We start from the raw sequence: 22,040 nt of genomic DNA, 5'->3' as shown, positions 1-22,040 counted from the left end.
CTTGCCGCGCCGGGTGGCCCGACCCATCCTGCGGGACAAACCGGAGGAAAACCGATGATCGCCTTGCCTGCGCCGAAGGCCGATGTGCTCGGCCGCCGCAACGAGATCCTGGCGGGGCTTCGCGCGCTGGTGCCCGGGGATGGCGTGATCACCGAGCCCCTGCGGCTGCGGCCCTATGAGACGGATGGGCTCTCCGCCTATCGCCAGCCGCCAATGGCCGTGGTGCTGCCCAACTCCACCGAGCAGGTCGCGGCCGTGCTGCGCTTCTGCCACGCGAATGGCGTGCGTGTGGTGCCGCGGGGGGCGGGGACGAGCCTTTCGGGCGGCGCGCTGCCGCTGGCGGATGCGGTGGTGATCGGGATGATGCGGATGAACCGCATCCTGGATGTCTCGTTCGAGGACCGGCTGGCGGTGGTGGAGGCCGGGGTCACGAATCTCGGGATCACGAAGGCCGTGGAGGGGGAGGGGTTCTTCTATGCCCCGGACCCGTCCTCGCAGCTCGCCTGCATGATCGGCGGCAATGTGATGATGAATTCCGGCGGCGCGCATTGCCTGAAATACGGGGTGACCGCGAACAACCTGCTGGGCGTGAAGTTTGTCACGATCGAAGGCGACATCATCGAGATCGGCGGCGGGCATCTGGACGCGGCGGGCTATGACTGGCTCGGGCTGATCACGGGCAGCGAGGGACAGCTCGGGATGGTGACGGAGGTAACGGTGCGCATCCTGCGCGCGGCCGAAGGGCAGCGCGCGATGCTGGCGGCCTTCCGGTCCATCGAAATCGCGGGCGCGGCGGTGGATGCCATCATGGCATCGGGCGTCATTCCGGTGGCGCTGGAATTCATGGACCGGCCCTGCATCCATGCCTGCGAGGCCTTTGCCCATGCGGGCTATCCGCTGGATGCAGAGGCGATGCTGATCATCGAGGTGGAGGGTAGCGTGCAGGAGCAGGACGCGCTGCTGGCGCGCATCCGCGATATCTGTGCGCGCTTCGACCCGATCAGCATGCGTGTGGCGGCCAGTGCGGAGGAGTCCCTCGCCATCTGGAAGGGGCGCAAGGGCGCCTTCGGGGCGGTGGGACGGATCAGCCCCGACTATCTCTGCATGGATGGCACCATCCCGACGGGCGAATTGCCGCATGTGCTGCGCCGGATTGGCGAGATGAGCGAGGCCTATGAGCTGGGCGTCGCCAATGTCTTCCATGCCGGCGACGGCAATCTGCACCCGCTGATCATGTTCGATGCCAATGATCCCGAGAGCTTCCGCAAGGCGGAGGCATTCGGGGCGGATATCCTGAAGCTCTGTGTCGAGGTGGGGGGCTGCCTGACAGGGGAACACGGGGTTGGGGTGGAGAAGCGGGACCTGATGCCCGTGCAGTTCACCGCGGCCGAATTGGCGCAGCAACGGCGGGTGAAGTCGGCCTTTGATCCGGACTGGCTGCTGAACCCGGCGAAGGTCTTCCCGCTGGAGGATAATCCTGCCGTGGCCGTTGCGGCGGGATGAGCATGACGATCGACATCCCGGACCTCGCGCCGGGCACGGAGGAGGGGGTGGCCACGGCCATCCGTAACGCCGCGGCGCCGCTCATTATCGAGGGGCATGGAACGAAGCGCGGCATGCTGCGGCCGGTGCAGGGTGGGCGAACGCTCTCCACGCGCAATCTGCGGGGCATCACGCTGCAACGTCCGCAGGAGATGGTGATCGCGGCGCGCGCCGGTACGACCCTGCCGGAGATCGAGGCAGCCCTGGCGGCCGACAACCAGATCCTGGTGGCCGAGCCGCCGGATCTGCGCGTGTTGATGGGCGTGCCGGACGCACCGCCGCCCACGATCGGCGGGGTGGTGGCCACCAATCTTTCCGGCCCGCGGCGAATTCTCGGCTTCGCGTTGCGCGACACGGTGCTGGGAATCCGCTTCGTGAATGGCGGGGGCGAGGTGCTGCGCTCGGGGGGGCGGGTGCACAAGAACGTCACGGGGCTGGACCTGTGTAAGCTGCTCTCCGGCAGCCACGGGACGCTCGGCGTGATCACCGAAGTGACGTTGAAGGTGGGACCGGCCGCGGAGCGTACCGCGACCCTGGCCGTGCCGGTGGCGGATGAGGCGGCGGGCGTGGCGGTGCTCTCGGCCGGGCTGACCAGTCCCTATGGCGTGACGGGGGCGGCCATGCTGCCGGCCGGGGCTGCTGCGGCGGGTGTTACGGGGCCGGTGGCGTTGCTGCGGCTGGAGGATGTCGCGGCCTCCGTGGAGTACCGGATCGAGCGGTTGCGTTCGGCCTTCCCCGGCCGGAGCTGGATTATCGAGGATGCCGAATCACGGGCGCTCTGGCGTGCCATCCGCGATGTGACACCGCTGGCGCCTGAGGCCGGCGAGGCGGTGTGGCGGATTTCCGTCAGGCCCTCCGCAGGGCCGGGGGTGGTGGCGCGGCTGCGGGGCACGCTGTCCGCGCGGATGCTGCTGGATTGGGGCGGTGGGCTGATCTGGGTCGCGGGACCGGCCACTGAGGCAGCGCATACGGTGGTGGTGGAAGCCGCGCTTGGGGCAGGGGGCCATTTTACCCTGTTCCGCGCGCCTGATCCCCTGCGGGTGGCGTGGCCGGTGATGCCGGAGGAGCCGCCGGCCCTGGCTGCACTCTCGGCACGTGTGAAGGCGGCCCTGGACCCGGCTGGACGGTTAAATCCGGGACGCATGCGTGCCGGGCTCTGATCCGGTGGCTCCGCTCCGGCGAGTGGCGTGCCTGCCCGGGAGCATTCCGCTAGGCGGTGCGGGATCACGCAATGCTGTCTGGTCGCCGGACCGGGGCCTCTGATTATGTGGCCGATCGAATCGACGGAGAGAACGCCTCCATGAGTCTGCCCCTCCTGCGCCGGGGTGTCCTGGCGCTGGCCGTCCTTTTGCTTGCTGCCGTGCACCCGGCGGCCGCCCAGGGTGATCCGAGTTTCAACCTCGTGAACCGTACGGGCCAGACAATCCAGGAGGTCTATGTTTCCCCCTCTCAGGTGAACACCTGGGGACAGGACCGGCTGGGCAACAACGTGCTGGAGAGCGGGCGTTCCCTTCCGGTTCGCCTGCCAGCCGGGCAATGCACGAATGACATCCGTGTGGTCTTTGAGGGTGGCCGCTCGGAGGAGCGGCGCAATCTCGACACCTGCCGGATGAACGAGGTGGTGTTTGGCAACCAGGCGGCGCCCGGTGGTGGAAACGGCAAGCGTGGACCGGCGACATCTGGCCGCACCGGCAATCCTTCCTTCAACCTTGTGAACCAGACGAACCGTACCATCCAGGTTCTGCGCGCCTCGCCCAGTTCGCAAAGTAACTGGGGCGAGGATCGGCTTGGGAACGAAGTCGTGCCGCCCGGTGCCACCTTCGCTGTGCGCCTGCCGGCCGGCGAGTGCACCTATGACATCCGCGTGGAATACGAAGATCGCGCGGCTGAGGAGCGGCGTGGGATCGATCTCTGCAGCGTGGTCAATCTCACCTTTCCCTGACCGCTACGAATCGCGCTGCACGGGCCGTCTTCCCCCCGGGGAGGCGGCCCTTTTTCTTGAGTGCCGCACGAGCAGTTGGGAAGCGGCTTCCGTTCCGACGAAGTCATGCGAATGAATTTCTGACGCCACCGACGGGCGGCATTGTGCGACCTTTGGTCAGCGCGGTTGAGACGCATGCCCCGGACTGACGGCGTGAATCCGGCACTGGCTTGCAGAGATTGGCTGCGGCCAAACCGCGCCACGTGCGGCGTCGGCATGGGAGAGGTCTTAAAGATTTGGCGCAAGGGAAGGTCCAACAACAATTGTTATGGCCCTGCTGCCTGGAAGTTTCGATTGTGCAACCTTGAGTCGTGATTCCGGTGGATTAGAAAACGCATGGAGCCGTGTCACATCGATGGGGAAGGGAGCGGATGTCCCGGAGTGGCACCAGAATGCCGCTGCAAGCCGGGTGTTTGTACGGGGATCGGTCCTTCCGTTGCCGAGTTGATGGCACGAGACCTGCTCGCCGGAGACAGAGATCGTTTTGATAAAAACATAGATGCGGGGGGTGAGACGCCGTGGCTGTTGCTCTGACAAGCGACTTTGAGGGCATGAGGGCCGCCTGCCGGTGGAGCGTCGAAGTGCAACTCGGGCGTTACGCGACGCTTGCCGAACGGAAGGACGCGGCGCACCGGATTCGAAGCGAGCTCAGCATCGTGTTGGAGAACGCTCCGGCGGAATCAGGGGCGGTGCTGGAAATCGCACAGCGTGCGCTGCTCGCCGCCGCCTTCGACGCGGCGATCAATGAGGTCTTCGCGGCCCTGGGCTGAATACCGGCCGCTGGTCATGGCAATGCGCAGCAGCAAAAGCCAGGATTCACCGTCCCACTTCGGCGAGCAAGGCGGAGAGGTCCAGGCGGCGCGTGAACATGGCGAGGGTGCCATCAGGATTCCGCGGCCAGGCTTCGCGCGGGCGGTCATGATAGAGTTCGACGCCGTTGTCGTCGGGGTCGCGGAGATAGATCGCTTCCGAGACGCCATGGTCGGAGGCGCCGTCCAGGCGGATGCCTGCGTCCAGCACCGTTTTTACGGCGCGGGCGAGTGAGGGGCGGTCCGGGTAGAGAAGTGCGACATGGAACAGCCCCGTGGTGCCCGGCGCCGGGGGCGGACCGCCCGCACTCTCCCAGACATTCAGCGCGATATGGTGGTGATAGCCCCCTGCGGAGAGGAAGACGGCGCCGGGATAGCGGCTGGTCTCCTCCAGCCCGATCACGTCTCGCCAGAAGGCGAGGGAACGGTCGAGATCCGAGACCTTTAGATGGGTGTGGCCGATGCGCAATCCGGCGGGCGCGATCGCGGGCTGGCGAAGCGGTGCGGGCTTGGTATCGGGCATGGTGCGGGTTCCTTCTGGCAACAATCTGGTCGCTTCCTCCCGGCCGCGCCAATCGTTGGAATCAATGAGCGGCATGGACAGGGTTGATGGGCAACGGCGTCCAGGCGGTGGGCGTTCTTCCGACATCCCCAAGGGCCGGAGTAGCAGATGGCGCAGGATCCCCATGGCGCGAGCCGCCGCCACCTTCTCCGAGCCGGCGGGCTGACAGCCGCCGGGCTGGCCCTTGGGGCGGCCGGTGCGCCCGGTTATCCGCCGCCCACCGAAACCGATCTGGGCGGCGTCAGGGACGGGCGCGTGCAGTTCCCGAACTGGCGCGGAGAGGCCGATCCGCCATCTTCCCCTGCGCCGAACCCTGTGCCACCGGGTGAGCGCATCGGCTACGCCATCATCGGTCTTGGCCGCATCAGTCTGGAACAGGCGCTACCCGCCCTCGGCGAGACGAAGGGATCGAAGCCCGTGGCTTTGGTCAGCGGCAGTCCGGACAAGGCGCGCGTGGTCGCGCAGCGCTACGGCATTCCCGAGGATGCCATCTACTCCTATCAGGACATGGAGCGGATGCGGGAGAACCGCGCGGTGCAGGCGGTCTATATCGGGCTACCCAACGCGCTGCATCGCGAGTTCACCGAGCGCGCCGCCGCGATCGGTAAGCATGTGCTCTGCGAAAAGCCGATGGCGACGACGCCGGAAGATGCGCAGGCCATGATCGCGGCCTGCGAGAAGGCGCGCGTGAAGCTGATGATTGCCTATCGCTGCCAGTACGAGCCGTATAACCGGGAGGCGATTCGGATCGTGCGCAGTGGCGAGTTGGGCAAGCTGCGTTCGATCGAGGCAACGAATGTGCAGTCCTCCGGCACCGCGCCACAATGGCGGTTCAACCACGCGCTGGCAGGCGGCGGCGCGCTGCCGGATATCGGGCTCTATTGCCTGAATGCGACGCGCTACATCAGCGGAGAGGAACCGGTGGATGTCTACGCACGCAGCTATTCGCCAGCCGGTGATCCTCGCTGGGCGCAGATCGAGGAGAGCATCGCCTTCATGCTGCGCTTTCCCTCGGGCGTGATCGCGAACTGCCTGGCGTCCTACGATTCCTACAACGATAAGACGATGCGGCTGCATTTCGAACGCGGGACAGTCGAGATGCCCAGTGCCTTCGAGTATCACGGGCAGCAGTTATACGTTGCCCGGCGCGAGGGCGGGGTGGGCGTGCGCGAGCAGCGGAAGCTGGAGCAGAAGAACCAGTTCGCGCTGGAGATCGACCACTTTTCTGAGTCCATCCGCACGGACAGGCGGCCACACACACCGGGCGAGGAAGGCGCGCAGGACCAGGCCCTGATGGCGGCGATCTACCGCTCCGCCCAGGAAGGGCGGCCTGTGGAGTTGCCGCAGCCGGCGCGGGCCACGCGCGGGCCGGACCTCTCCCAGCCGGGGTAGGGATGGCTTGACGCGATCGCGGACGCTGCGGCAGAAGGCGGCGCCCACCGGCTCCGCCTGAGGTCGCAAGCGTTAGCGTCAACCAACGCGCCCACGGGCCCGTTCCGGCCCTCACAGAGGCGCTTTGTCGCATGCAGACCGAATCCGTCTCCGCTTGGCGGCTTCTTCCTTTCGTTTCCATCGTTTTCCTCGGCTTCTTGTCGATCGCGCTGCCATTGCCCGTGCTATCGCTGCGCGTGCATGACGAGCTTGGATTCAGCCTCGTCACCGCCGGGTGGGCGGTGGGCCTGCAGGCCCTCGCCACGATCCTGACGCGGCAGATGGCTGGCGTGCTGATCGACCGGCGCGGGCCGAAGCTGGCAGCGTTGATGGGCCTGCCAATGGCGGCGCTGGCGGGGGTGACTTACCTCGCTTCCGCGTTCATCACGGATCCCACGGCATCGCTTGCCGTGCTGCTGCTTGGCCGGGTCATCATGGGGCCGGCGGAAAGCCTGTTCCTGACCGCCTCCATGAGCTGGGGCATTGTGACTCTCGGCGCGAGGCGAGCGGGGGTGGTGATGACCTGGCAGGGCATCGCCATGTTCCTCGCGCTTGGGATTGGGGCGCCTGTCGGGCTGTTCGTGATGGCGCGGCTGGGATTCGCCGGCGTGGCGGCCGCAGTGGTCGTGCTGCCCTTGGCGGGGCTGCTGGTCGCCCTCTCGCAGCGGGCGGTGGCTCCCGCAGCGAAGGCGCAGCGCGCTTCCTTCCTCGGCGTTATTGGGTTGGTCTGGCGGCAGGGGGCGGTGCTGGCGCTGGCCACGGCGCCGCAGCCCATCCTGGGCAGCTTCGTGGCGCTCTACTTTGCCAGCCGGGGTTGGGAAGGGGCGGGGCTCTGCCTTTCCGGTTTCGGCATCGGCTATATCCTCGTGCGGCTGTTCTTCGCCCATTTGCCGGACCGGCTGGGCGGGCGACGCGTGGCGTCCTGGTCGCTGGTGTTGGAGGCGTTCGGGCAGGCGCTGCTCTGGCGGGCGCCGACAGCGCCGCTGGCGCTGCTGGGCGCAACTCTCACCGGCGCAGGCTTCTCACTCATCTTTCCATCCATGGGGGTGGAGGCGCTGCGACGGGTGCCAGCCTCCAGCCAGGCCCTGGCGATCGCGAGCTTCAATGCCTTCCTGGATCTTTCCCTCGGGCTCGCCGCCCCTCTGGCTGGGGTGATCGTGGGAATCGGGGGCTACCCGTCCGTTTTCATGGCGGGAGGGCTGGGTTGCCTGCTCGGCGCCTCGCTCCTGCTCGGGCGGGAACGCCCCGCGGGGCCGGTCCGCGCCGCGGCGGATTAGGAGCGGGGCTGCGGGCGGGGCAGTCCGTCAGGCGGTAGAGACCAATAAAAAAGGCGGCGGGTTTCCCCGCCGCCTTTGCCGGACGCCGTTTGCGGCACCGGTCAGGTCACTGCCAGCCGACGCTCGACGATCTGCTGCTTCATGTTCTTCTGCAGCTTCTCGAAGGCGCGCACCTCGATCTGCCGCACCCGCTCACGCGAGATGTTGTACTGCTGCGACAGCTCCTCGAGCGTGGTGGGCTCGTCCTTCAGGCGGCGCTCGATCAGGATGTGGCGCTCGCGGTCGTTCAGCGTGCTCAGGGCACTGTTGAGCAGGTCGCGGCGGTTGGTCATATCCTCCCGGTCCGCGAGCTCCTCTTCCTGGGTCTCGGCGTCGTCCACCAGCCAGTCCTGCCACTCACCCTCGCTATCCGCGCGGATGGGCGCATTCAGGCTGTTGTCGGGGCTGGCGAGGCGCCGGTTCATCGACACCACGTCCTGCTCCGGCACCTGGAGAACCCGGGCGATCTTCTCAACCTGCTCCGGCTGCAGATCGCCTTCTTCCAGGGCGGCCATCTGGCCCTTCAGGCGGCGCAGGTTGAAGAACAGCTTCTTCTGCGCGGCGGTGGTGCCCATCTTCACCAGCGACCAGGAATGCAGGATGTATTCCTGGATCGCGGCGCGGATCCACCACATCGCGTAGGTGGCCAGGCGGAAGCCACGGTCCGGATCGAACCGCTTCACTGCCTGCATCATCCCGACATTGCCCTCGGAGATCAGCTCGCCTACCGGCAGGCCGTAGCCGCGGTAGCCCATGGCGATCTTCGCGACGAGGCGGAGATGCGAGGTAACCAGCTTGTGGGCGGCACTCTCGTCATGGTTGTCGCGCCAGCGCTTGGCGAGGTCCATCTCCTCCTCAGGCGCCAGCATCGGAAACTTGCGAATCTCCTGCAGGTAGCGGGAGAGGTTGCCCTCGGGGGCAATCGGAATCATCGAAGTGGAAGCCATGAACGCATCTGCCTCCTGAACCGGCCGGGCTGCCCCCGGGGGTGGCGGGCGCGCGGTCGGTCAAAGATCGGCACGGCGGATCCGTGCCTCGTCTTCGCGCGCTGGGCCCTGAGCCCCTCAAGAACGCCTGCCATCCCTTATGTTTTCGCGGTCGCGAACAAGGATTGGCAAATCGTCCTTACAGGAGCCTTGCATGGCACCCGGCCGCTGAAGCTGAAGAGCTTGTAATTTATTTCCCGTCTGTTCGCAAGGAAAACCGTACCGTCACAGTCGGGTTACACGCCGCCATCCAAGGTTGCGATCAGGGCCGCCATGTCTGGCGGGACCGGTGAGGCGAAGGAGAGGGGCTGTCCGGTCACAGGGTGCCGGAATCCAAGGGATTGGGCGTGAAGGGCCTGCCTCGGAAAGGCCAGAAGCGCATCTCGCGCAGCTGGGGGCAGGGTGCGGGCAGCGGCTGGGGTCCGGCGTAGATAGACAGGGTCTCCCACCAACGGATGGCCGATATGCGCCATATGCACGCGTATCTGGTGGGTGCGGCCGGTCGCCAGTCGGCACCGGACCAGGGCGCAGGCGGCGCCCCAGGCGCGCTCGGTGGAGTAGTGAGTGAGGGCCTGTTTTCCGCCGCGCTGCACCACGGCCATGCGCTTGCGGTCTGCGGGATGGCGGCCGATCGAGGCCTCTATATCGCCGGATACGGGGCTGGGCGTGCCCCAGGTCAGGGCGAGGTAGCTGCGTTCCAGGTCGCGCTCGGCAAAGGCGGTGGAGAGGGCATGGTGGGCGGTCTCGGACTTGGCCACGACCATGACGCCGCTCGTGTCCTTGTCGAGCCGGTGGACAATGCCGGGGCGCCGCTCGCCCCCGATACCCGACAGCTCCTCGCCGGCATGGGCGAGAATGGCGTTGACGAGCGTGCCGTCTGGGTTGCCGGGGGCGGGATGGACGACGAGGCCGGCCGGCTTGTCCAGGACGATAAGATCCCGGTCCTCGAAGAGGATGGTCAGGTCCATGGCCTGCGGGAGGGGGGTAGCGTCCTCCGGAGGCGGAACCTGGAGCGTGTAGCGGGCTCCCGGGCGGAGCGACTCGGAGGGGTCCCTGGTAGTGGTCCCGTCACGCGACGCGTGGCCGGCTTCCACCAGCGCCTTGACGCGGGAGCGGGACAGCCCACCCATGCCAGCGAAGGCTCGATCGAGCCGATCGCCCGCCTGCTCGGCGGTGGCGGTGAAGGACAGGGTTTCGGCCGGGGTTCCGGCCGCGGTGTTGGGAGGGGTTGTGCGCGCGCTCAAGGTACTTGTCTGGGGGATGGGGGTGCTGATCGTCGCCGCCAGCGTGACCCTGGTTGTGATGATCGTGCAGCGCGCCGGCAAGGCCATTCCGGCCGCGCCGGCCGGACCGCCGGTGGAAATGGCGCTGGGACAGCCGGCGGGAAGCCGAATCGCTGGGATCGCGCCCGGGGCTGAGGGGCGGGTGGCAATCTGGGTTCAGAGGCCAGATGGCGACCGGGTGGTGATCCTGGACACGCGTAGCGGGCGTGCCCTGGGCGAAATTCGGCTGGGGGAGTGAGGAAGCCCGGTTCGCCGCGGGCCGGAGCTGAAGGGCTGCATCAGCGTGGTGCATTCTTCGTCTGGCGAAAGGCGCGGAGTGGCGGGGTAGCGTGACGGGCCGGTGCTTCTTGGATGTCCCGCGGGTGGCAGTTTCCTTCCGCAGGAGGAAGAATTCAGAAAATTGCGTCAACCCCGCTTGATCACCCCCGCCATCGCGGATAGAAGGCCGCTCCCGACGGCCACGTCCCCATCGTCTAGAGGCCTAGGACACCGCCCTCTCACGGCGGTAACAGGGGTTCGAATCCCCTTGGGGACGCCAGTTGGCGTTGAATTCTTTCGGTTTTTGCGTGGTCCTGCTCCCGCACCCCACAATTACCCCCACACTTGGAGCTTGCCGGGCTTCAACGCCTTCACGCAGCAATGAACGTCATTCCCCACCACTTCCTGCCGATGTCCTCCGCCCCGGAGATTGTTGTTGAACGCAGAGGTCCCGGCTCGGCGGGGTGGGGCTGGCGGCTGACCAGGGATGGACAGACCTTCAGGACAGGCCCTGGCGGCTATCGCAGTGCCCAGGATGCCTACGAGGCCGCACAGGCGGAACTTGGGCGAGGGCCGCGGCCACGCTGACCGAGCTACGGCCTGGGCGGTCTTGTCCAGCGTGGACTTCATCACCCGAAGCTTCACGGCGGCGCAACAGCGAGCCGTTACCCACCAAGCGTCCTGATGATGACCACCGATTTGTGCGGTGCGGTATAGCGGGGCAGCGTGCCAAGTTCCTCCCAGCCTCAAGAGGAGAAGAGTGCGATGGACGCTGCGGAGTGGCTGGATCAGTGGCTGGATAAGCGTAGCCAGATGCCTGGCTTTGTAAGCCCCAACCTCACGGACGAGGTGGCCGCTTGTCGCCAGGACGCCATCAACGATGGTCTGAACCTTCAGGAGCTCGATGAAGCAGCAGGCGGCAATCTGACTGACTTTCTTCGTTCGGAGGATCGGATGATAGGTCGCCAGGGATCCCAGCAGGCCCCGGTTCAGCCCTCCTGATCTTAAGACGCCCAGAGCCTTCATCGGCCCGGGCGATCTTCGTCTGCAGGGTAGCTCGATCTGAACTCGGGCCAGGGTGCATGCTCCTCAACCCTGGCCAGAGTTCACGGGTCCTTCCCAGGAACCCTGGCGAACGGGGGTATTTCGCACCCCGGCTCTCGCGAGCGTCTGGCCAAAAATCGATTTGGACAACATCTTCTCGAAAGATCCCAGTGTTTGCTGGGTTTTTCGCGCGCAAAAGATGTCTAGATGTAAGATGAGAGGGGGACGCAGGCGACGCTTCTGTCCTGCCTCCCATGGACCGGGAGATTAGGCGGGGTTGCCCCCGCCTCCACCCTGATCTCCTAGCCCTGCTGCTCTCGCTCCAGCCGTGCGAGGAAGTCGAAAGTTTTGGCCGGGTTCAAGTAGCGATCCCCCGCATGCGCAGCCCGGTCGTGGAGATATCCGCCCGGTGGGAGCATGCTGCCAGTGGTGATTGGGCCCTCGAACCCACCGCCTGATCGTACCTCTTGCTCGTCCCGCACCGCGTCAGCGTAGCCCGAAGCAGCCCGGCTATGGGCGACGCGGAGTTGGTGAAGATCCGCCGCCGCCTCGCGGGCAATCGCGAAGAAGGCGGCCAGCCGGTCATTGTAAGCTGCGGCGGCCGCCACAACAGCCGGCCGGGCGGCATCAACGGCAGCATTCGCCTCGGCGATCCTGGCCGCCTTCAGCTTGGCCCGCAGGCCCGGCAGGATCGCCTCTACCCGCTCCGCGTCCCCGCGCGCCTGCGTCAGCGCCGCCTCTGCGGCCGTGAGGGCCTTGGAGGGGCCGTCCAACAGCAGCGCGTCACGCTGGGCCTTCACCTGTTCCACCCGGGGCCCGCATCCGCGCAGCACGGCCTCGGCGAGGTTCAGGGCGGCGGCGATGTCCCCAGATGCCTCGCTGGCGGGGATGAAGCTGGAGAAATCGATCGGCCCGGTCACGGCGGCAATCGGCTCTGGCGCTGCCGGCGGCGGGTGTGGGCTGTGGAGGAGGGCTTCCGCTGCCGCGCCCTGGAGGATGGCGGGAGCGGCACTGTAGGCCTCCGGGGTTACACCAGGGATCCCGTTCGGGAAGCGAGCGGCGTTCCGGGCATCTACGCCGGCATTGTGCGCCTGCATGGCGGCGCGCCGCTCCTGAGCGTACCGCTCCTCCCGCTCGCGCGCGGCCTCCTGCGCCATTTCGGCCTCAGTGATTTCGCGGCCGTCGGCAGTGAACACCGTGGAGCCGTCCGCCCCCGACCACATACGGGCGGTGGATAGGGCCTCCGTGGCGGCATCGGCGATGCCGCGGCGTTCGCGGCCGCCGGTGGTCACGATCATGGCGTACTGGGTCATGGTCTTCTCCCTGGTCAGGATTGGCGGGCGGGGATGTGGATCGGGGACGCGGGCCGGATGCCTCGCTCGGCGTTCCGCTCGTCCACACCTTTGTTGAAGTCGGCAATGAAGCGCGCGCGGTCTTCTTGGGTGCGCTGCGGGTTGGGCTCCTGCGTGATGATCGCGATGGGCCACGGCTCGGAGACCGGCGGCGGCAGGCCGTCCCAATCCTCGTCGGCGCGGCTCACCGCTTCACCCTCGGCGCCACGCCGACGGCACGGGCAGCGGCCGTGATGCGGTCGATGGTGGCTTGCGTGCTGCTGCGCGCGGGCACCGGCTCGGGCTCGTACTGCCGCCCGGCGCTGACAAGGTGAGCGAAGCGCGAGGCCGTCGGCGTCGTTGCCGTTTTGCGCGCGACTGACGCCGCGGGCTTCGCGGCAGCTGTCTTGGCTGGCACCCTGGTCGCTACCGGCTTCGCCGACGTCGTGGCGGCAGCCTTCAGCGGTACAGGCTTCTCCAGCCTCTTCGGCCCCGTCATGTAATGCGCAAATGGTGAACACAGCTCTCCATTGATCCGTGCGGCGCGGCGCAATTCCGCGAGGGTGCGCTTTGGGGTGATCGCTGATTTAGTCATGGTCATCGTCTCCTCGCCGATGTGAGAGGGGCTCGGTCGCGTTGGCGCTGCGCGACCGGGAAGGGAGGGGTGATCAGCGCACCGTCAGGGCGCCGTGGCGGCGCCCAGGGGCGGGGTGGACATCCGCAGCGCGGTTTCAGTTAACAGGCGCTGCAGTTCGGCCTCGTGGGCAGCCGAGAGCTCGCCGCCAACCAGGAGCCGGTCGAGCTCGTCCTTGTTGGTGGCGAAGGACACGCTATGGGGCAGCGACGGATCCCACCTCGCGTCCACAGGTAGCGGGGCTTTCTCGTCAGTGGCCCAGCGGATCCAATCGTTCCGCGTGCCCACCCGAGGGCCGGCCTCCACGATAGTTTTGACGAGGGTCTGGCGGATCTGCGGGGGCACCGGTCCGTCAACGACGCGGGCGCTCCAGTCCTTTGGGACGGTGACGAGGCTGACTTCGTAGGGCCGCCACCAATAGGCGCGTCGCGCAGTCGAGTACTCGCGGTCGGGGGCCGATGCGGCGTAGAGGCCGAGGCTGACGTTCCGCAGCACCCCGTCCCTAACGAGGTGCCGGGCGTGCCGGGCGCGCTCGGTCGTCGCGAAGCGGGCGATGGCATAGAGCGCCTCGCCCTCCGTCCAGGCCTTCTCGATGACCCCAACCAGGTTGTCCACGTCGTGGCGGTGGTCGAGCAGCAGCGGTGCGCGACCGGTGTTCAGCAGCGTGAGGTCAGCGCCAGGCATCCAGAGCCAGCGGTGGTCCTTCTCGCCGTGAACCATCGCGCTGCTGCCGGCGCAGCAGATCAGCAGGCGCCCATCCCTCAAGGGCTCGGCGAGGGCGGAGGCGTCCAGGCCCTCCGGGGCAGCCATGTCGTCCGGGATGTGGCTCTCCCGGGACGGAACTTCCCGGAGCGTCACGTTGTTCCAAGGGGCGGCCTCAGTCATCGCAGTGCTTTTCCTTCAGATTGGACGCGCGGTGCGCGTGGAAGCCGCGGGCATGGCCGGCAAAGGTCAGACCGCAGTGCGACACCGGCGCTGGGAGGACGTCGCCCCGGCGGGATCCCTCTGCAGGAAAAACCCTTCGAAAGCCGCCGTGTGACGCGTGCGTGAGATTTGTGGGCCCCCCTAAAGGGGGGACCCACATCTCACGCACGTGAGACACACACGGGAGAGGCGATTTCTCACGGATCACACGCATCACACGCGCCCCTCGTCGAGGAGCCAGATGAACCGGTCCGTCATTCCAATTTTTCCTTTACTCTCAAGGGAATTCAGCACGTCTCGCATCTTGCCGCGGTCGGCGGCTGTGAGGCTCCCCGTGTGATCCAACACGAACCGGCCCTTCACACGCAGACCCTCCCGGAGTTGGTCGCGTGTGATCGTGCGTGTGATGCCCATTTTGGGCACCGGGACCCGGTCCTCAGCCAGGTCCGGAGCCGCAAAAAGGTTCCGGATGTCCCTCAGCCAAAGCTCCTGTGTCGGGTTCAGGGTGACCCGCTTCGGCGCGTCGTCCGGGAGAGAGGAGCAGTCGAGTTCCTCGGCCAGACACGTCGAGCGCGGTTCGCCATCCACGGGCGGCAGGTCGACGCAGCGGAGCCGGAAGGGCATCTCGGCGCCGCTCGCATCGTCCTTCGCATGGGTGATTTCAGCCTTGCGGGGCACCTCCAGGCCGGGGCCGCCGGTGATCTTGACCGAGAGGTCTACGGCGCCCGGAATGACGGTGCTGCCGCGGCCCCATTCGCCATCCTGCTTGCCATGGTGCACCACCGCGACGTGAGCACCGACTTCCTCGCGGATGCGGTCGCAGTGCTGCACGAACACGCCCATGTCGCGCTGGTCGTTCTCATTGGCGCCGGGGATCACGCGAGCCATGGTGTCGAGCACGATCAGCTCCACACCGAGCTCCATTGCCAGGGCAATCATCTCGTCCAGGTGCGCGGCACGGTCGAAGAGATCGACCGACTGCCCCAGCCAGAAGAAGCAATCGGAGTGGCCGAGTTCCGCGGCAATGGCCCGGATCCGCTGCCCGAAGCCGAGCTGACCCTCCGCCGCGACATAGAGCACGCGCACTTTGCGTGCGGCGCGGCCCCACATGCCGAGGCCGAGAGACAAGCCGTAAGCCAGCCGGAGCATTAGGAAGGACTTCCCGCACTTCGGCGGACCCCACCATACGCTGAACTCCTTCTCAGCGATCAGGCCATGCAGCAGGAAGGAGCGGGCCGGCATCTGCATCGCGTCGGCTACGGTGAGCACACGAAGGCGTCCTGTCGGTCGGCGCTGGCCTGAGCCGGCATCGCGGGCTCGGCCCGCGCTCAGCCGCTCATTCCACGCCTGGAGCTCCTCATCGCCGTCACCGAACACGCGGCACCTCCGTAAGCCCGAAGGCGCGGGCGATGCGCCAGGCGGCTTGTCCGGGGCGGATCCCGTGCAGCCGGGCCAGCAGCTGCAGCGGGTCCTGCGCCCAGGCCTTGGTGCGGGTGTCCCATGTTCGGCCGGTGTGGCGGCCCACGAAAATGGCGCGGTCGGCCAGGGCGAACTCCACCACCGGCTCCGGATCACCCGGCCAGAAGTCGAGCGCGCCGGCGTCATGGAAGCCCGCCACCTCCTCGGCGCCGAGCAGTTGCGCGAGGCGCCACCCCTCCACCGGGTCGAGGCAGAGCGCCGCAACCAACGGCCAGTCGATGTCGCCGGGCTCGGCACCACGCCGGCGCCGCTCCTCGGTCTGGAAGCGCTCCTGGAACTCCCGCGCCACCGCCAGGCGGGCGGCCTCGAGCGGATCCTCGGCGTGCTCGAGCGCGGCGCTCACGCGCGCCCCGCTTTCGCCAGCAGGAAACGACGGAAATCCCGGGCGCTTGCGTGGCTCATGAAACCGACCAGCACGGGCCTGCCGCGCCGGAGCACCGCGCCGGCCATGTCGAGGGTGCGCTCGTCCGGCCAGACCCGATCGGCTGGAAGGAGGACAACCATTCGCGCAGCCACCCGACCGGGGTATTGGGCGTGCGGCGGCGGAAGCACCGCGACGAAGTGGCGATGCAACGGAGCCTCGGGAAATCGGTGATAGCTCCTGTCCAGCAGCGCCCGTGTGCCCGCCGGGATAAGGGCGCCAGGGCACGCTGCGCCGCGCTGGCGGCGCGTCGCGGATACGCCGCCCAGAGCAGGCTCGGCCCTGGCTGCCGGCATCAGCGCTGGCCCTCCAGGGCGCGCTTGGTGGCGAGCGCGGCGGTCATGCTTACAAACACCAGCAGCATCGGCCGACGTGACAGGGCGTCCGGCTGCGGTGGCACTTCCAGCGCTAGACGGGGCTCCCCGTCAGCATCGCCGGTAGAAGGGGCGTGGACGAGGCGCACAGCGGCCGGAGTGGGAGCTGCGGGCCGGGACTTCTTGCGAGTGCTGCTCACGGGTTTCTCCATCGAGAAAGCCCGGCTGAAAGGACTGGCGAAGCGGCGAGAGGCACGCTACATGCGGGTTAGGCAGTATCCCGGTTCAGCAGCATTGAGTTCCCGCAGCCCGTCATGGCTTTCAGCCGTGGCGGGTTGCTTCGTTTTAGGCGACCGTTTTGACGGAGCGAGGCAGGCCGTCGACCAGGGCGCGGAGGGACGGCGCCGGGATCAGCGTTTTTGCTCCCAGCTTGCGCGTCTCGAGCTGCCCGGCCTTGATTAGGGCATACAGCTTCGTGCGCCCAATGCCCGTGCTGGTCACGGCCTCGGCGATGGTGAAGGACAGCTTTTCGGCTGCGGCGGTTTGCATATCAGCACCCTGGCTGTTGGTGGGGTGCTCGCAAGTATCCGCACACGTCCGCCAGATGCACGTGCGGAAAGTAGAGACTTCCCGCACGTCTCCCCTCCCTGAATTCAGCGGCGGGCAGACCCGCTGCTGGCCACGAACTCGTGGTAGATGGCTGCCACCTTGCTGATCGGTGTATCGGGGCGGATGAGGCCAGCGATCGCCCTGGCAAAGCGGTCGAACGAAGCGCGGTCGAACGAGGCGTAGCGATCCAGCTCGGCGCCATGCGCCCGAACATCCTCTAACGATCCGGAGGTTTGGGTGCCCTTTCCTGACAAGCCGATCTGCTGCCAGCGACCGAAGTTTTGTCGTGCTTGGTCCAAAGCCGTCTCGGACTGGGGGGCGCGGCGGCAAACCTCCAGCCCTCGACGTTCGATTTCGTCCTCGACGGGGCCGCACTCTCCTACGGTAAGGCGTTCCAATCCCTCGATCATAATCCTCCGGAGCCGGGCCGGGGTCATTTCCTTGAAGCGGTTCTTCGCCGGCAGCGATGCGCGGAACCGTGGGAGCGTCGCTGATACTGCGCCAGCAATGGTTGCGTTGGGGGTGGAAAGGTAGGTGACGGCAGCCTCTAGAATGGCCGGCCAGTTGTCCTCCTTCGGCCGGTGATTGGGGCGACCGTGCGCGGCCGCTGTGCGGGCAATGATTTGAAAGCGAGGCTCGCCGACGGCAGCGACCCAACGGCGTGCTACTGCACGGTCGTAGGAGTTCAGCTTGTCGAGCCAGCTTGTTCCGTCGGGGGCATCCGGTTTTCGAGCCAAGCCACGCCTCCGCGTACTCTCCGCAGGTGAGCGGCAGGGCGGCCGGGGCGGAGGTCCCGGCACGAGGGGTGGCCACCCCTGCCCTGCCGAGGGGGAGTGTAGCAGGCGCGGCCAGGTGCGGGAGGGTGGCGATCACGTCGCCACCGCCGCCGGTACTAGCCGGGCAATGTCGGCCTGCAGGCTGGCGCAGAGCGCCTCATCCGCCGCGCTGTCCCCTGCCACCATGGCGTTGCACACGTGCGCTGCCTTCACGGCCAGCCCCGTCATCCCGTCGGCGGGGAGGGCGGCCATGGCGTACAGGGCGTCGCTCCATCTGCCAAAGGCGGCGGAGGCGGCTGCCTCAACGGCAGCTTCCTCCTCCTCAGCCGCGCGATTGGCCTCGGCGTGAAGAACTAGTAGCCGAGCGTCGTTGTGCGACAGGGAAGCGGCCTTCGCCCCTATCCCGCCGACGCCGCCGGCCGCCACGGCGGCCATGCCGGCGAGCATCCGGCGCCGGCTCATGCGCAAGGCTCCAGGCCAGCACGCCGAACCGCGGCCACGTCGGGATAGACCTCAGTGTTGAACGCCGCCTTGATATCCCGGCCGCCCATTTGCTGGTGGACGGCGGCAGAAGCGGCCATCAGCAGGTTATGGGCGCGGACGTGGTCGCCGGCCTCCTCCGCGTTCGTCGCCGAAAGGATGCACGCCGTTGAGAGGCGCCAGCCTTGCACCGGGAGTTCGCGGATGGCCTCCGCAGCGTTGCTCCATATCCACGGCAGGTTCGGCACCTCCGGCAGCGTGACCGGCGGCGACATGCTGGCCTGCATGAGGGCTCGAGCCTCATCGAGGTGTGCGATCAATTCCCCGTCCAACTCAGCCGCCCTCGCGCCGGCCTCGGGAGTGGCCAGTAGGAGGGCGGCGCTGCTGACGCTGTTCAGGACCGCACGGCGGCCCATGGCAGGGCTGCGGCTCATGCTGCACCCCCCCTTGCGGGCTTGCGCCGCGGTGGGCGGCCGGGGGCGGGCTTGGGCGGGAAGCGTGGGGGCTCTGCCGGGGGCTGCTGGCCCGGCTCCAGGAAGAGGCGGCTCATCGGCGCGGCCTCCCGAAGATGTCGAAGCGCAGGTTGGCCGGGATCGGATCCCCGTTCCGGCAGTACGCCTCGCGCATCTCGCGAGGGCTGGGGCGGAGGGCCTGCACCGGGCGCGCCCAGTCGGGAACGAGCGTCACGGGCTGGTCGGCCTCGTCCGGCTCCGCCCTGCCATCCAGCCCGTCGAGCATGTCGATGGTGTTGGTGACCAGCACCTCCAGTCTCTCGCGAAGGGCGCGCAGCTCGGCCGCGGGGGCGAGGTCGGGGGGTCTTCTTCTCTCCCCGAGGCTGAGGAGGGGCACTCTTCTGAGCGCCCCGATTTCGGGGAGCACCTCTCTTCTGGGCGTGCGTGTGCTATGCTGCTCAACAGCCTTGGGCATAGGGCCATTCCTTGCCTGGGGTTAGGCCGGGGGGCGGGGGTCGGATCCCGCCACTCGGCCGCTTTGTGTTGCGGCTGTGCCGCCTCACACGTATTGTGTAACCCCACTCAGACCGGGTGGTCAACATAAACGAGTAAGGTTGCTCATCCTGTGGAACTGACGCCCGCTCAGTGCCGTGCAGCGCGTGCCCTGCTGAACTGGTCGCAAGATCAGCTGGAGAGCGCGGCGAAGGTGGCGCGGAAGACGATCGCCGACTTCGAGCGGGAGGCTCGTACCCCCTACGACCGCACCCTTGCCGCGATCCGCGCCGCGCTTGAAGCCGCGGGTGTCGAGTTCATCGAGCGTAACGGAGGCGGTCCCGGTGTGAGGCTGAGGGATCCGGCGCCTTGACCTCTGAGCAATGCCGGGCAGGTCGGGAATTGCTGGGCTGGAACCGAATGCGACTTTCGGTGCAGAGCAAAGTATCGCCAGAGACGATCCGCAGAGTGGAGCTCGGGGACCCCCGTCTCACGCCCGGCCCTCTAGCCGCCATCCGCGCCGCTCTGGAGGCGGCCGGGGTGATCTTTGTGGACGAGAATGGCGAGGGGCCGGGCGTGAGGCTGAAGAAGCCGCAGCCCTGACGCGGAGCAACAAGGTTGGCCGCCACTCTCTGTCGCCGAATAGCTTAGACAGCCGGCAAGAAGTTAGCTGAGAATGCCTAGCCGGCTTCAGACCGGACGGGAGGAACACATGCTGGGCCAAGGGATCTTCGAAAGCCGCCAAATGGCTCTCCCAGAGGAAGTCGCCGTCTATCTCACGGAAGATGACGACCGGAACCTGGTCGGTGTCGTGGTAGCACCCGGCAGGCACCGTGAACTCTCCCTGACGGGCGATCTCCCCAGCGGTCCAGGTCTCGTTCCGCGTGCCGCGAGCCTGGCGATCAATGATGGGATCAGAAAGGCTCAGGCTCTTCAGGCACCACTCGTGATCATTGACCCTTTCGGGGTGTGGGATCCGGCCTGGGGGGAACTGCGCTTCCACTGAGGATCTCGGCCGGAACGAGGTTCAGTGCTGGTGGTCGGATCAGGCGGGCCGACTATCCGCAGCGCTTGAGAGGCAGCTTGCGTGATCTTCGTGGTCACAAACAGCGAAGGGTCGGGGTCCCCCTTCAGAAAGGCGGATCATGACACCGGAGCAGTGCTGCGCGGCCAGAAAGCTCCTCGGGTGGCACCAGCAGCGCCTGGCCGTTCAGGCCAATAGCTGTGTGTCTACGATCATCGGCTTCGAGACCGGCCAGAAACTAACCCGCGAGGCGACCATCGCCGCCATCCGCGCTGCCCTGGAGGCTGCAGGGGTCGAGTTCATCGCGGAGAATGGCCGGGGGCCAGGAGTTCGGTTGCGTAATCGCTCTAGTTAACAGGCCTCCTTCCTACGTTCCTTGTTCCTCACGGCCGCGTGAATTTTCTCTGGAAATGCACGTGACGGTTGGGTAAAAGCGCAATGATCCGGCCCTGACGGAGGGCGGATAAGACCGTCGGCAGACCGGTAGTCTTGCCGGCCGATCTTGGGTTTGTGGTAGTAACCATGGGCAGAGAGATGCTCGAGCGCTCTCTTGAGCAAGCACACGCCGAGATGGCGGAGGCCGAAGCACGAGTGGCCCGTCAGAAGCGCTTGCTGTTCGAGTTGATACGGGCTGGCGCTTCTGAAACCGACGCCGCCCGGCGGGCCCGGGAACTCTTGGAGGTCATGGAGCGAGCTCTCACCGCTTCGCGTGAGCGCGTTCAGGTGGAGCAGAAGTGGCTCGGGCAGTAACCGATCCGAGGGACATTCCCAGAATAAGCGGGATGGCGCGCATTCCGGAATGAATGGAACGTGTCTATGAGGCACTGAGGTTTAACGTAAGTTAAGTGCGGAAGCTGTGGCGGGCCTGGAGGCAGGCTCCACAAGTCTGTCCCCTTGGGGTTGCTCCTCTGCACGACACGGCCACGGCAGCTTATCTCCAGCAGATAGCTTGCGTCGGGTGGGTGGCCGAGGCTGCCGTCATCTGGCGAAGGAGGCGCCCAGGCAGGAGCGCTTCGGGTTTGGGTGGGCGAAGCGAGCGCTGCTCCCGGGTGATCTGTGGACGTCGGAGTGACATGAACTGGCTAGCGGCAGCTAACCGATGCGCCGAACGTTCTCAGGCTCCGCAGTAGGGAACAGCCTGGAGGCGCGGGCCAATGGTGTCACACGGGGATGATATCCATTCCAGGACGAAGCGGGCGGCCGAATTGGGGCGCGCCGCCGGCAAAAACCCGGAGGCAATGGCGTCCAATTGCCCCTACTCGCATGACGAGATGCCGATGAGATTCGCTTGGCTAGACGGGTTTAGTGAGGGCCGCATTTCGTTTGCCGGTGACCACAAGTCGCTCGGGACGGGGATGGGGGATCGTCGGCGTGGCTGGGTGGCTTCTCATCACGCCAGAGTTTGACCGCTGGACGCTGTATCAGGTCTCGCTTAGGGCGCTGACGTAAACGAGTGTAGGACTACGGTTCAGCCGCGGGCTGCTGGCGCGCCGGTGGCGCACACAGCTGGCGAGGATTGTACTGCAACGGGACGGTTTGACCTCGCGCAGGGCGGACGCGCTGAGCGACGCGCATTTTAGGCCAGCTCCACGGAACAGAGGCCCCGACCGGGGGTAAGCGTCAGCCGATCCCCGCAGGTGGCGCGGCGGGCGTGAAGTTCCACGGCAGGAGTTCGTCGAGGCGGTCGATGGTGTGGCCACGGGCGAGGCGGTCGAGCACGGCGGCGATGTAGGCTTCCGGGTCCAGGCCGTTCAGCTTGGCGGTCTCGGCGACGGTGTAGATGATGGCGGCCCGATCGCCGCCTGCGTCCGACCCAAGGAACAGAAAATTCTTCCTCGTCAAAGCGATGCCGCGCAGCAGCCGCTCGGCGAGGTTATTGTCGATCGAGAGCC

At 67.0% G+C, this 22,040-nt stretch carries 31 protein-coding genes and 1 tRNA gene; 15 read left to right on the top strand and 17 right to left on the bottom strand.

Annotated elements, in window-relative coordinates; translation table 11 throughout:
- The first annotated feature begins 54 nt into the window (after positions 1 to 54).
- The 4 genes from ACO1BU_RS24525 to ACO1BU_RS24510 all read left to right on the top strand — a co-directional run bounded on the left by ACO1BU_RS24525 (position 55) and on the right by ACO1BU_RS24510 (position 4,293).
- On the top strand, positions 55 to 1,503 hold the full coding sequence (locus tag ACO1BU_RS24525) for an FAD-linked oxidase C-terminal domain-containing protein (RefSeq protein ID WP_424138600.1): 1,449 nt from the start codon (positions 55 to 57) through the stop codon (positions 1,501 to 1,503).
- A 2-nt stretch (positions 1,504 to 1,505) separates the two neighbouring features.
- Positions 1,506 to 2,702: an FAD-binding protein gene (locus ACO1BU_RS24520; RefSeq protein WP_424138599.1), complete on the top strand. Its 1,197-nt coding sequence runs from the start codon at positions 1,506 to 1,508 to the stop codon at positions 2,700 to 2,702.
- Between the two features lie 140 nt (positions 2,703 to 2,842).
- Positions 2,843 to 3,484 carry a hypothetical protein gene (locus ACO1BU_RS24515; protein WP_424138598.1) on the top strand — a complete coding sequence of 214 codons (642 nt, stop codon included), beginning with the start codon at positions 2,843 to 2,845 and terminating at the stop codon, positions 3,482 to 3,484.
- A 557-nt stretch (positions 3,485 to 4,041) separates the two neighbouring features.
- Positions 4,042 to 4,293, top strand: a complete 252-nt coding sequence (locus tag ACO1BU_RS24510) for a hypothetical protein (protein WP_424138597.1) — start codon at positions 4,042 to 4,044, stop codon at positions 4,291 to 4,293.
- Positions 4,294 to 4,339: 46 nt separating this feature from the next.
- Here the strand turns inward: ACO1BU_RS24510 and ACO1BU_RS24505 are convergent, their stop codons facing one another.
- A complete protein-coding gene (locus tag ACO1BU_RS24505) occupies positions 4,340 to 4,855 on the bottom strand; it encodes a VOC family protein (RefSeq protein WP_424138596.1) in 516 nt (171 codons plus the stop codon).
- A gap of 147 nt (positions 4,856 to 5,002) precedes the next feature.
- Between ACO1BU_RS24505 and ACO1BU_RS24500 the strand changes: the two genes are divergently transcribed.
- Together ACO1BU_RS24500 and ACO1BU_RS24495 are read left to right on the top strand one after the other, a co-directional pair.
- Positions 5,003 to 6,286, top strand: coding sequence for a Gfo/Idh/MocA family protein (locus ACO1BU_RS24500; protein ID WP_424138595.1), 1,284 nt, complete (start codon positions 5,003 to 5,005; stop codon positions 6,284 to 6,286).
- A gap of 131 nt (positions 6,287 to 6,417) precedes the next feature.
- Positions 6,418 to 7,602: an MFS transporter gene (locus tag ACO1BU_RS24495; protein WP_424138594.1), complete on the top strand. Its 1,185-nt coding sequence runs from the start codon at positions 6,418 to 6,420 to the stop codon at positions 7,600 to 7,602.
- 101 nt (positions 7,603 to 7,703) lie between these two features.
- Here the strand turns inward: ACO1BU_RS24495 and rpoH are convergent, their stop codons facing one another.
- A complete protein-coding gene (gene rpoH, locus ACO1BU_RS24490) occupies positions 7,704 to 8,588 on the bottom strand; it encodes an RNA polymerase sigma factor RpoH (RefSeq protein ID WP_424138593.1) in 885 nt (294 codons plus the stop codon).
- A gap of 275 nt (positions 8,589 to 8,863) precedes the next feature.
- Positions 8,864 to 9,871, bottom strand: coding sequence for an RluA family pseudouridine synthase (locus ACO1BU_RS24485; RefSeq protein ID WP_424138592.1), 1,008 nt, complete (start codon positions 9,869 to 9,871; stop codon positions 8,864 to 8,866).
- Here ACO1BU_RS24485 and ACO1BU_RS24480 point away from each other — a divergent pair.
- The 3 genes from ACO1BU_RS24480 (at position 9,858) to ACO1BU_RS24470 (ending at position 11,170) form a co-directional block, all read left to right on the top strand.
- On the top strand, positions 9,858 to 10,148 hold the full coding sequence (locus ACO1BU_RS24480; protein WP_424138591.1) for a DUF6476 family protein: 291 nt from the start codon (positions 9,858 to 9,860) through the stop codon (positions 10,146 to 10,148). The genes ACO1BU_RS24485 and ACO1BU_RS24480 overlap by 14 nt on opposite strands.
- Before the next feature lie 224 nt (positions 10,149 to 10,372).
- Positions 10,373 to 10,448: transfer RNA gene (locus ACO1BU_RS24475), tRNA-Glu, on the top strand.
- Between the two features lie 485 nt (positions 10,449 to 10,933).
- The gene (locus tag ACO1BU_RS24470; RefSeq protein WP_424138590.1) at positions 10,934 to 11,170 is read left to right on the top strand and encodes a hypothetical protein; all 237 of its coding nucleotides are present in this window, start codon (positions 10,934 to 10,936) and stop codon (positions 11,168 to 11,170) included.
- A gap of 344 nt (positions 11,171 to 11,514) precedes the next feature.
- Here ACO1BU_RS24470 and ACO1BU_RS24465 read toward each other — a convergent pair whose 3' ends face one another.
- The 13 genes from ACO1BU_RS24465 to ACO1BU_RS24405 all read right to left on the bottom strand — a co-directional run bounded on the left by ACO1BU_RS24465 (position 11,515) and on the right by ACO1BU_RS24405 (position 19,029).
- On the bottom strand, positions 11,515 to 12,525 hold the full coding sequence (locus ACO1BU_RS24465; protein ID WP_424138589.1) for a type II toxin-antitoxin system CcdA family antitoxin: 1,011 nt from the start codon (positions 12,523 to 12,525) through the stop codon (positions 11,515 to 11,517).
- 14 nt (positions 12,526 to 12,539) lie between these two features.
- On the bottom strand, positions 12,540 to 12,752 hold the full coding sequence (locus ACO1BU_RS24460) for a hypothetical protein (RefSeq protein WP_424138588.1): 213 nt from the start codon (positions 12,750 to 12,752) through the stop codon (positions 12,540 to 12,542).
- Entirely contained in the window at positions 12,749 to 13,138 is a 390-nt protein-coding gene (locus tag ACO1BU_RS24455) for a hypothetical protein (RefSeq protein ID WP_424138587.1), read from the bottom strand. Before ACO1BU_RS24455 ends, ACO1BU_RS24460 begins: the two co-directional genes overlap by 4 nt.
- A gap of 84 nt (positions 13,139 to 13,222) precedes the next feature.
- Positions 13,223 to 14,062, bottom strand: a complete 840-nt coding sequence (locus ACO1BU_RS24450; RefSeq protein ID WP_424138586.1) for an HK97 family phage prohead protease — start codon at positions 14,060 to 14,062, stop codon at positions 13,223 to 13,225.
- Between the two features lie 252 nt (positions 14,063 to 14,314).
- Positions 14,315 to 15,478 (bottom strand): AAA family ATPase, encoded by a 1,164-nt coding sequence (locus tag ACO1BU_RS24445; RefSeq protein WP_424138585.1) that lies wholly within the window; start codon positions 15,476 to 15,478, stop codon positions 14,315 to 14,317.
- A complete protein-coding gene (locus ACO1BU_RS24440; protein WP_424138584.1) occupies positions 15,468 to 15,923 on the bottom strand; it encodes a hypothetical protein in 456 nt (151 codons plus the stop codon). Before ACO1BU_RS24440 ends, ACO1BU_RS24445 begins: the two co-directional genes overlap by 11 nt.
- On the bottom strand, positions 15,920 to 16,297 hold the full coding sequence (locus ACO1BU_RS24435; RefSeq protein ID WP_424138583.1) for a hypothetical protein: 378 nt from the start codon (positions 16,295 to 16,297) through the stop codon (positions 15,920 to 15,922). The genes ACO1BU_RS24440 and ACO1BU_RS24435 overlap by 4 nt, the downstream gene beginning before the upstream one ends.
- Complete coding sequence (locus ACO1BU_RS24430; protein ID WP_424138582.1) at positions 16,297 to 16,515, bottom strand: hypothetical protein; 219 nt, start codon at positions 16,513 to 16,515, stop codon at positions 16,297 to 16,299. The genes ACO1BU_RS24435 and ACO1BU_RS24430 overlap by 1 nt, the downstream gene beginning before the upstream one ends.
- A 145-nt stretch (positions 16,516 to 16,660) precedes the next feature.
- Entirely contained in the window at positions 16,661 to 16,864 is a 204-nt protein-coding gene (locus ACO1BU_RS24425; protein WP_424138581.1) for a helix-turn-helix domain-containing protein, read from the bottom strand.
- A gap of 104 nt (positions 16,865 to 16,968) precedes the next feature.
- Positions 16,969 to 17,661, bottom strand: coding sequence for a hypothetical protein (locus ACO1BU_RS24420; RefSeq protein ID WP_424138580.1), 693 nt, complete (start codon positions 17,659 to 17,661; stop codon positions 16,969 to 16,971).
- Positions 17,662 to 17,793: 132 nt separating this feature from the next.
- A complete protein-coding gene (locus ACO1BU_RS24415) occupies positions 17,794 to 18,162 on the bottom strand; it encodes a hypothetical protein (protein ID WP_424138579.1) in 369 nt (122 codons plus the stop codon).
- Positions 18,159 to 18,614, bottom strand: a complete 456-nt coding sequence (locus tag ACO1BU_RS24410) for a hypothetical protein (RefSeq protein WP_424138578.1) — start codon at positions 18,612 to 18,614, stop codon at positions 18,159 to 18,161. Before ACO1BU_RS24410 ends, ACO1BU_RS24415 begins: the two co-directional genes overlap by 4 nt.
- Positions 18,615 to 18,726: 112 nt before the next feature.
- Positions 18,727 to 19,029, bottom strand: a complete 303-nt coding sequence (locus ACO1BU_RS24405; RefSeq protein WP_424138577.1) for a hypothetical protein — start codon at positions 19,027 to 19,029, stop codon at positions 18,727 to 18,729.
- A gap of 228 nt (positions 19,030 to 19,257) precedes the next feature.
- On the opposite strand from ACO1BU_RS24405, the gene ACO1BU_RS24400 reads away from it, so the two are divergent.
- From ACO1BU_RS24400 to ACO1BU_RS24375, 6 genes are all read left to right on the top strand, one after another.
- Positions 19,258 to 19,497: a helix-turn-helix domain-containing protein gene (locus tag ACO1BU_RS24400; RefSeq protein WP_424138576.1), complete on the top strand. Its 240-nt coding sequence runs from the start codon at positions 19,258 to 19,260 to the stop codon at positions 19,495 to 19,497.
- Entirely contained in the window at positions 19,494 to 19,727 is a 234-nt protein-coding gene (locus ACO1BU_RS24395) for a helix-turn-helix domain-containing protein (RefSeq protein WP_424138575.1), read from the top strand. The genes ACO1BU_RS24400 and ACO1BU_RS24395 overlap by 4 nt, the downstream gene beginning before the upstream one ends.
- A gap of 109 nt (positions 19,728 to 19,836) precedes the next feature.
- Entirely contained in the window at positions 19,837 to 20,130 is a 294-nt protein-coding gene (locus ACO1BU_RS24390) for a hypothetical protein (protein ID WP_424138574.1), read from the top strand.
- Positions 20,131 to 20,269: 139 nt separating this feature from the next.
- Positions 20,270 to 20,503, top strand: coding sequence for a transcriptional regulator (locus tag ACO1BU_RS24385; RefSeq protein ID WP_424138573.1), 234 nt, complete (start codon positions 20,270 to 20,272; stop codon positions 20,501 to 20,503).
- Between the two features lie 134 nt (positions 20,504 to 20,637).
- Positions 20,638 to 20,898, top strand: coding sequence for a hypothetical protein (locus ACO1BU_RS24380; protein ID WP_424138572.1), 261 nt, complete (start codon positions 20,638 to 20,640; stop codon positions 20,896 to 20,898).
- A gap of 404 nt (positions 20,899 to 21,302) precedes the next feature.
- Complete coding sequence (locus tag ACO1BU_RS24375) at positions 21,303 to 21,554, top strand: Rmf/CrpP family protein (protein WP_424138571.1); 252 nt, start codon at positions 21,303 to 21,305, stop codon at positions 21,552 to 21,554.
- A gap of 214 nt (positions 21,555 to 21,768) precedes the next feature.
- Here ACO1BU_RS24375 and ACO1BU_RS24370 read toward each other — a convergent pair.
- Positions 21,769 to 22,040: transposase domain-containing protein (locus ACO1BU_RS24370; protein WP_424138570.1), on the bottom strand; the 272-nt coding region annotated here is incomplete at its 5' end.

Source organism: Roseomonas chloroacetimidivorans, assembly GCF_049629625.1.
Classification (GTDB): domain Bacteria; phylum Pseudomonadota; class Alphaproteobacteria; order Acetobacterales; family Acetobacteraceae; genus Roseomonas; species Roseomonas chloroacetimidivorans.
The sequence above is the reverse complement of the archived record's forward strand: the minus strand, read 5'-3'. Positions and strand labels throughout refer to the sequence as shown.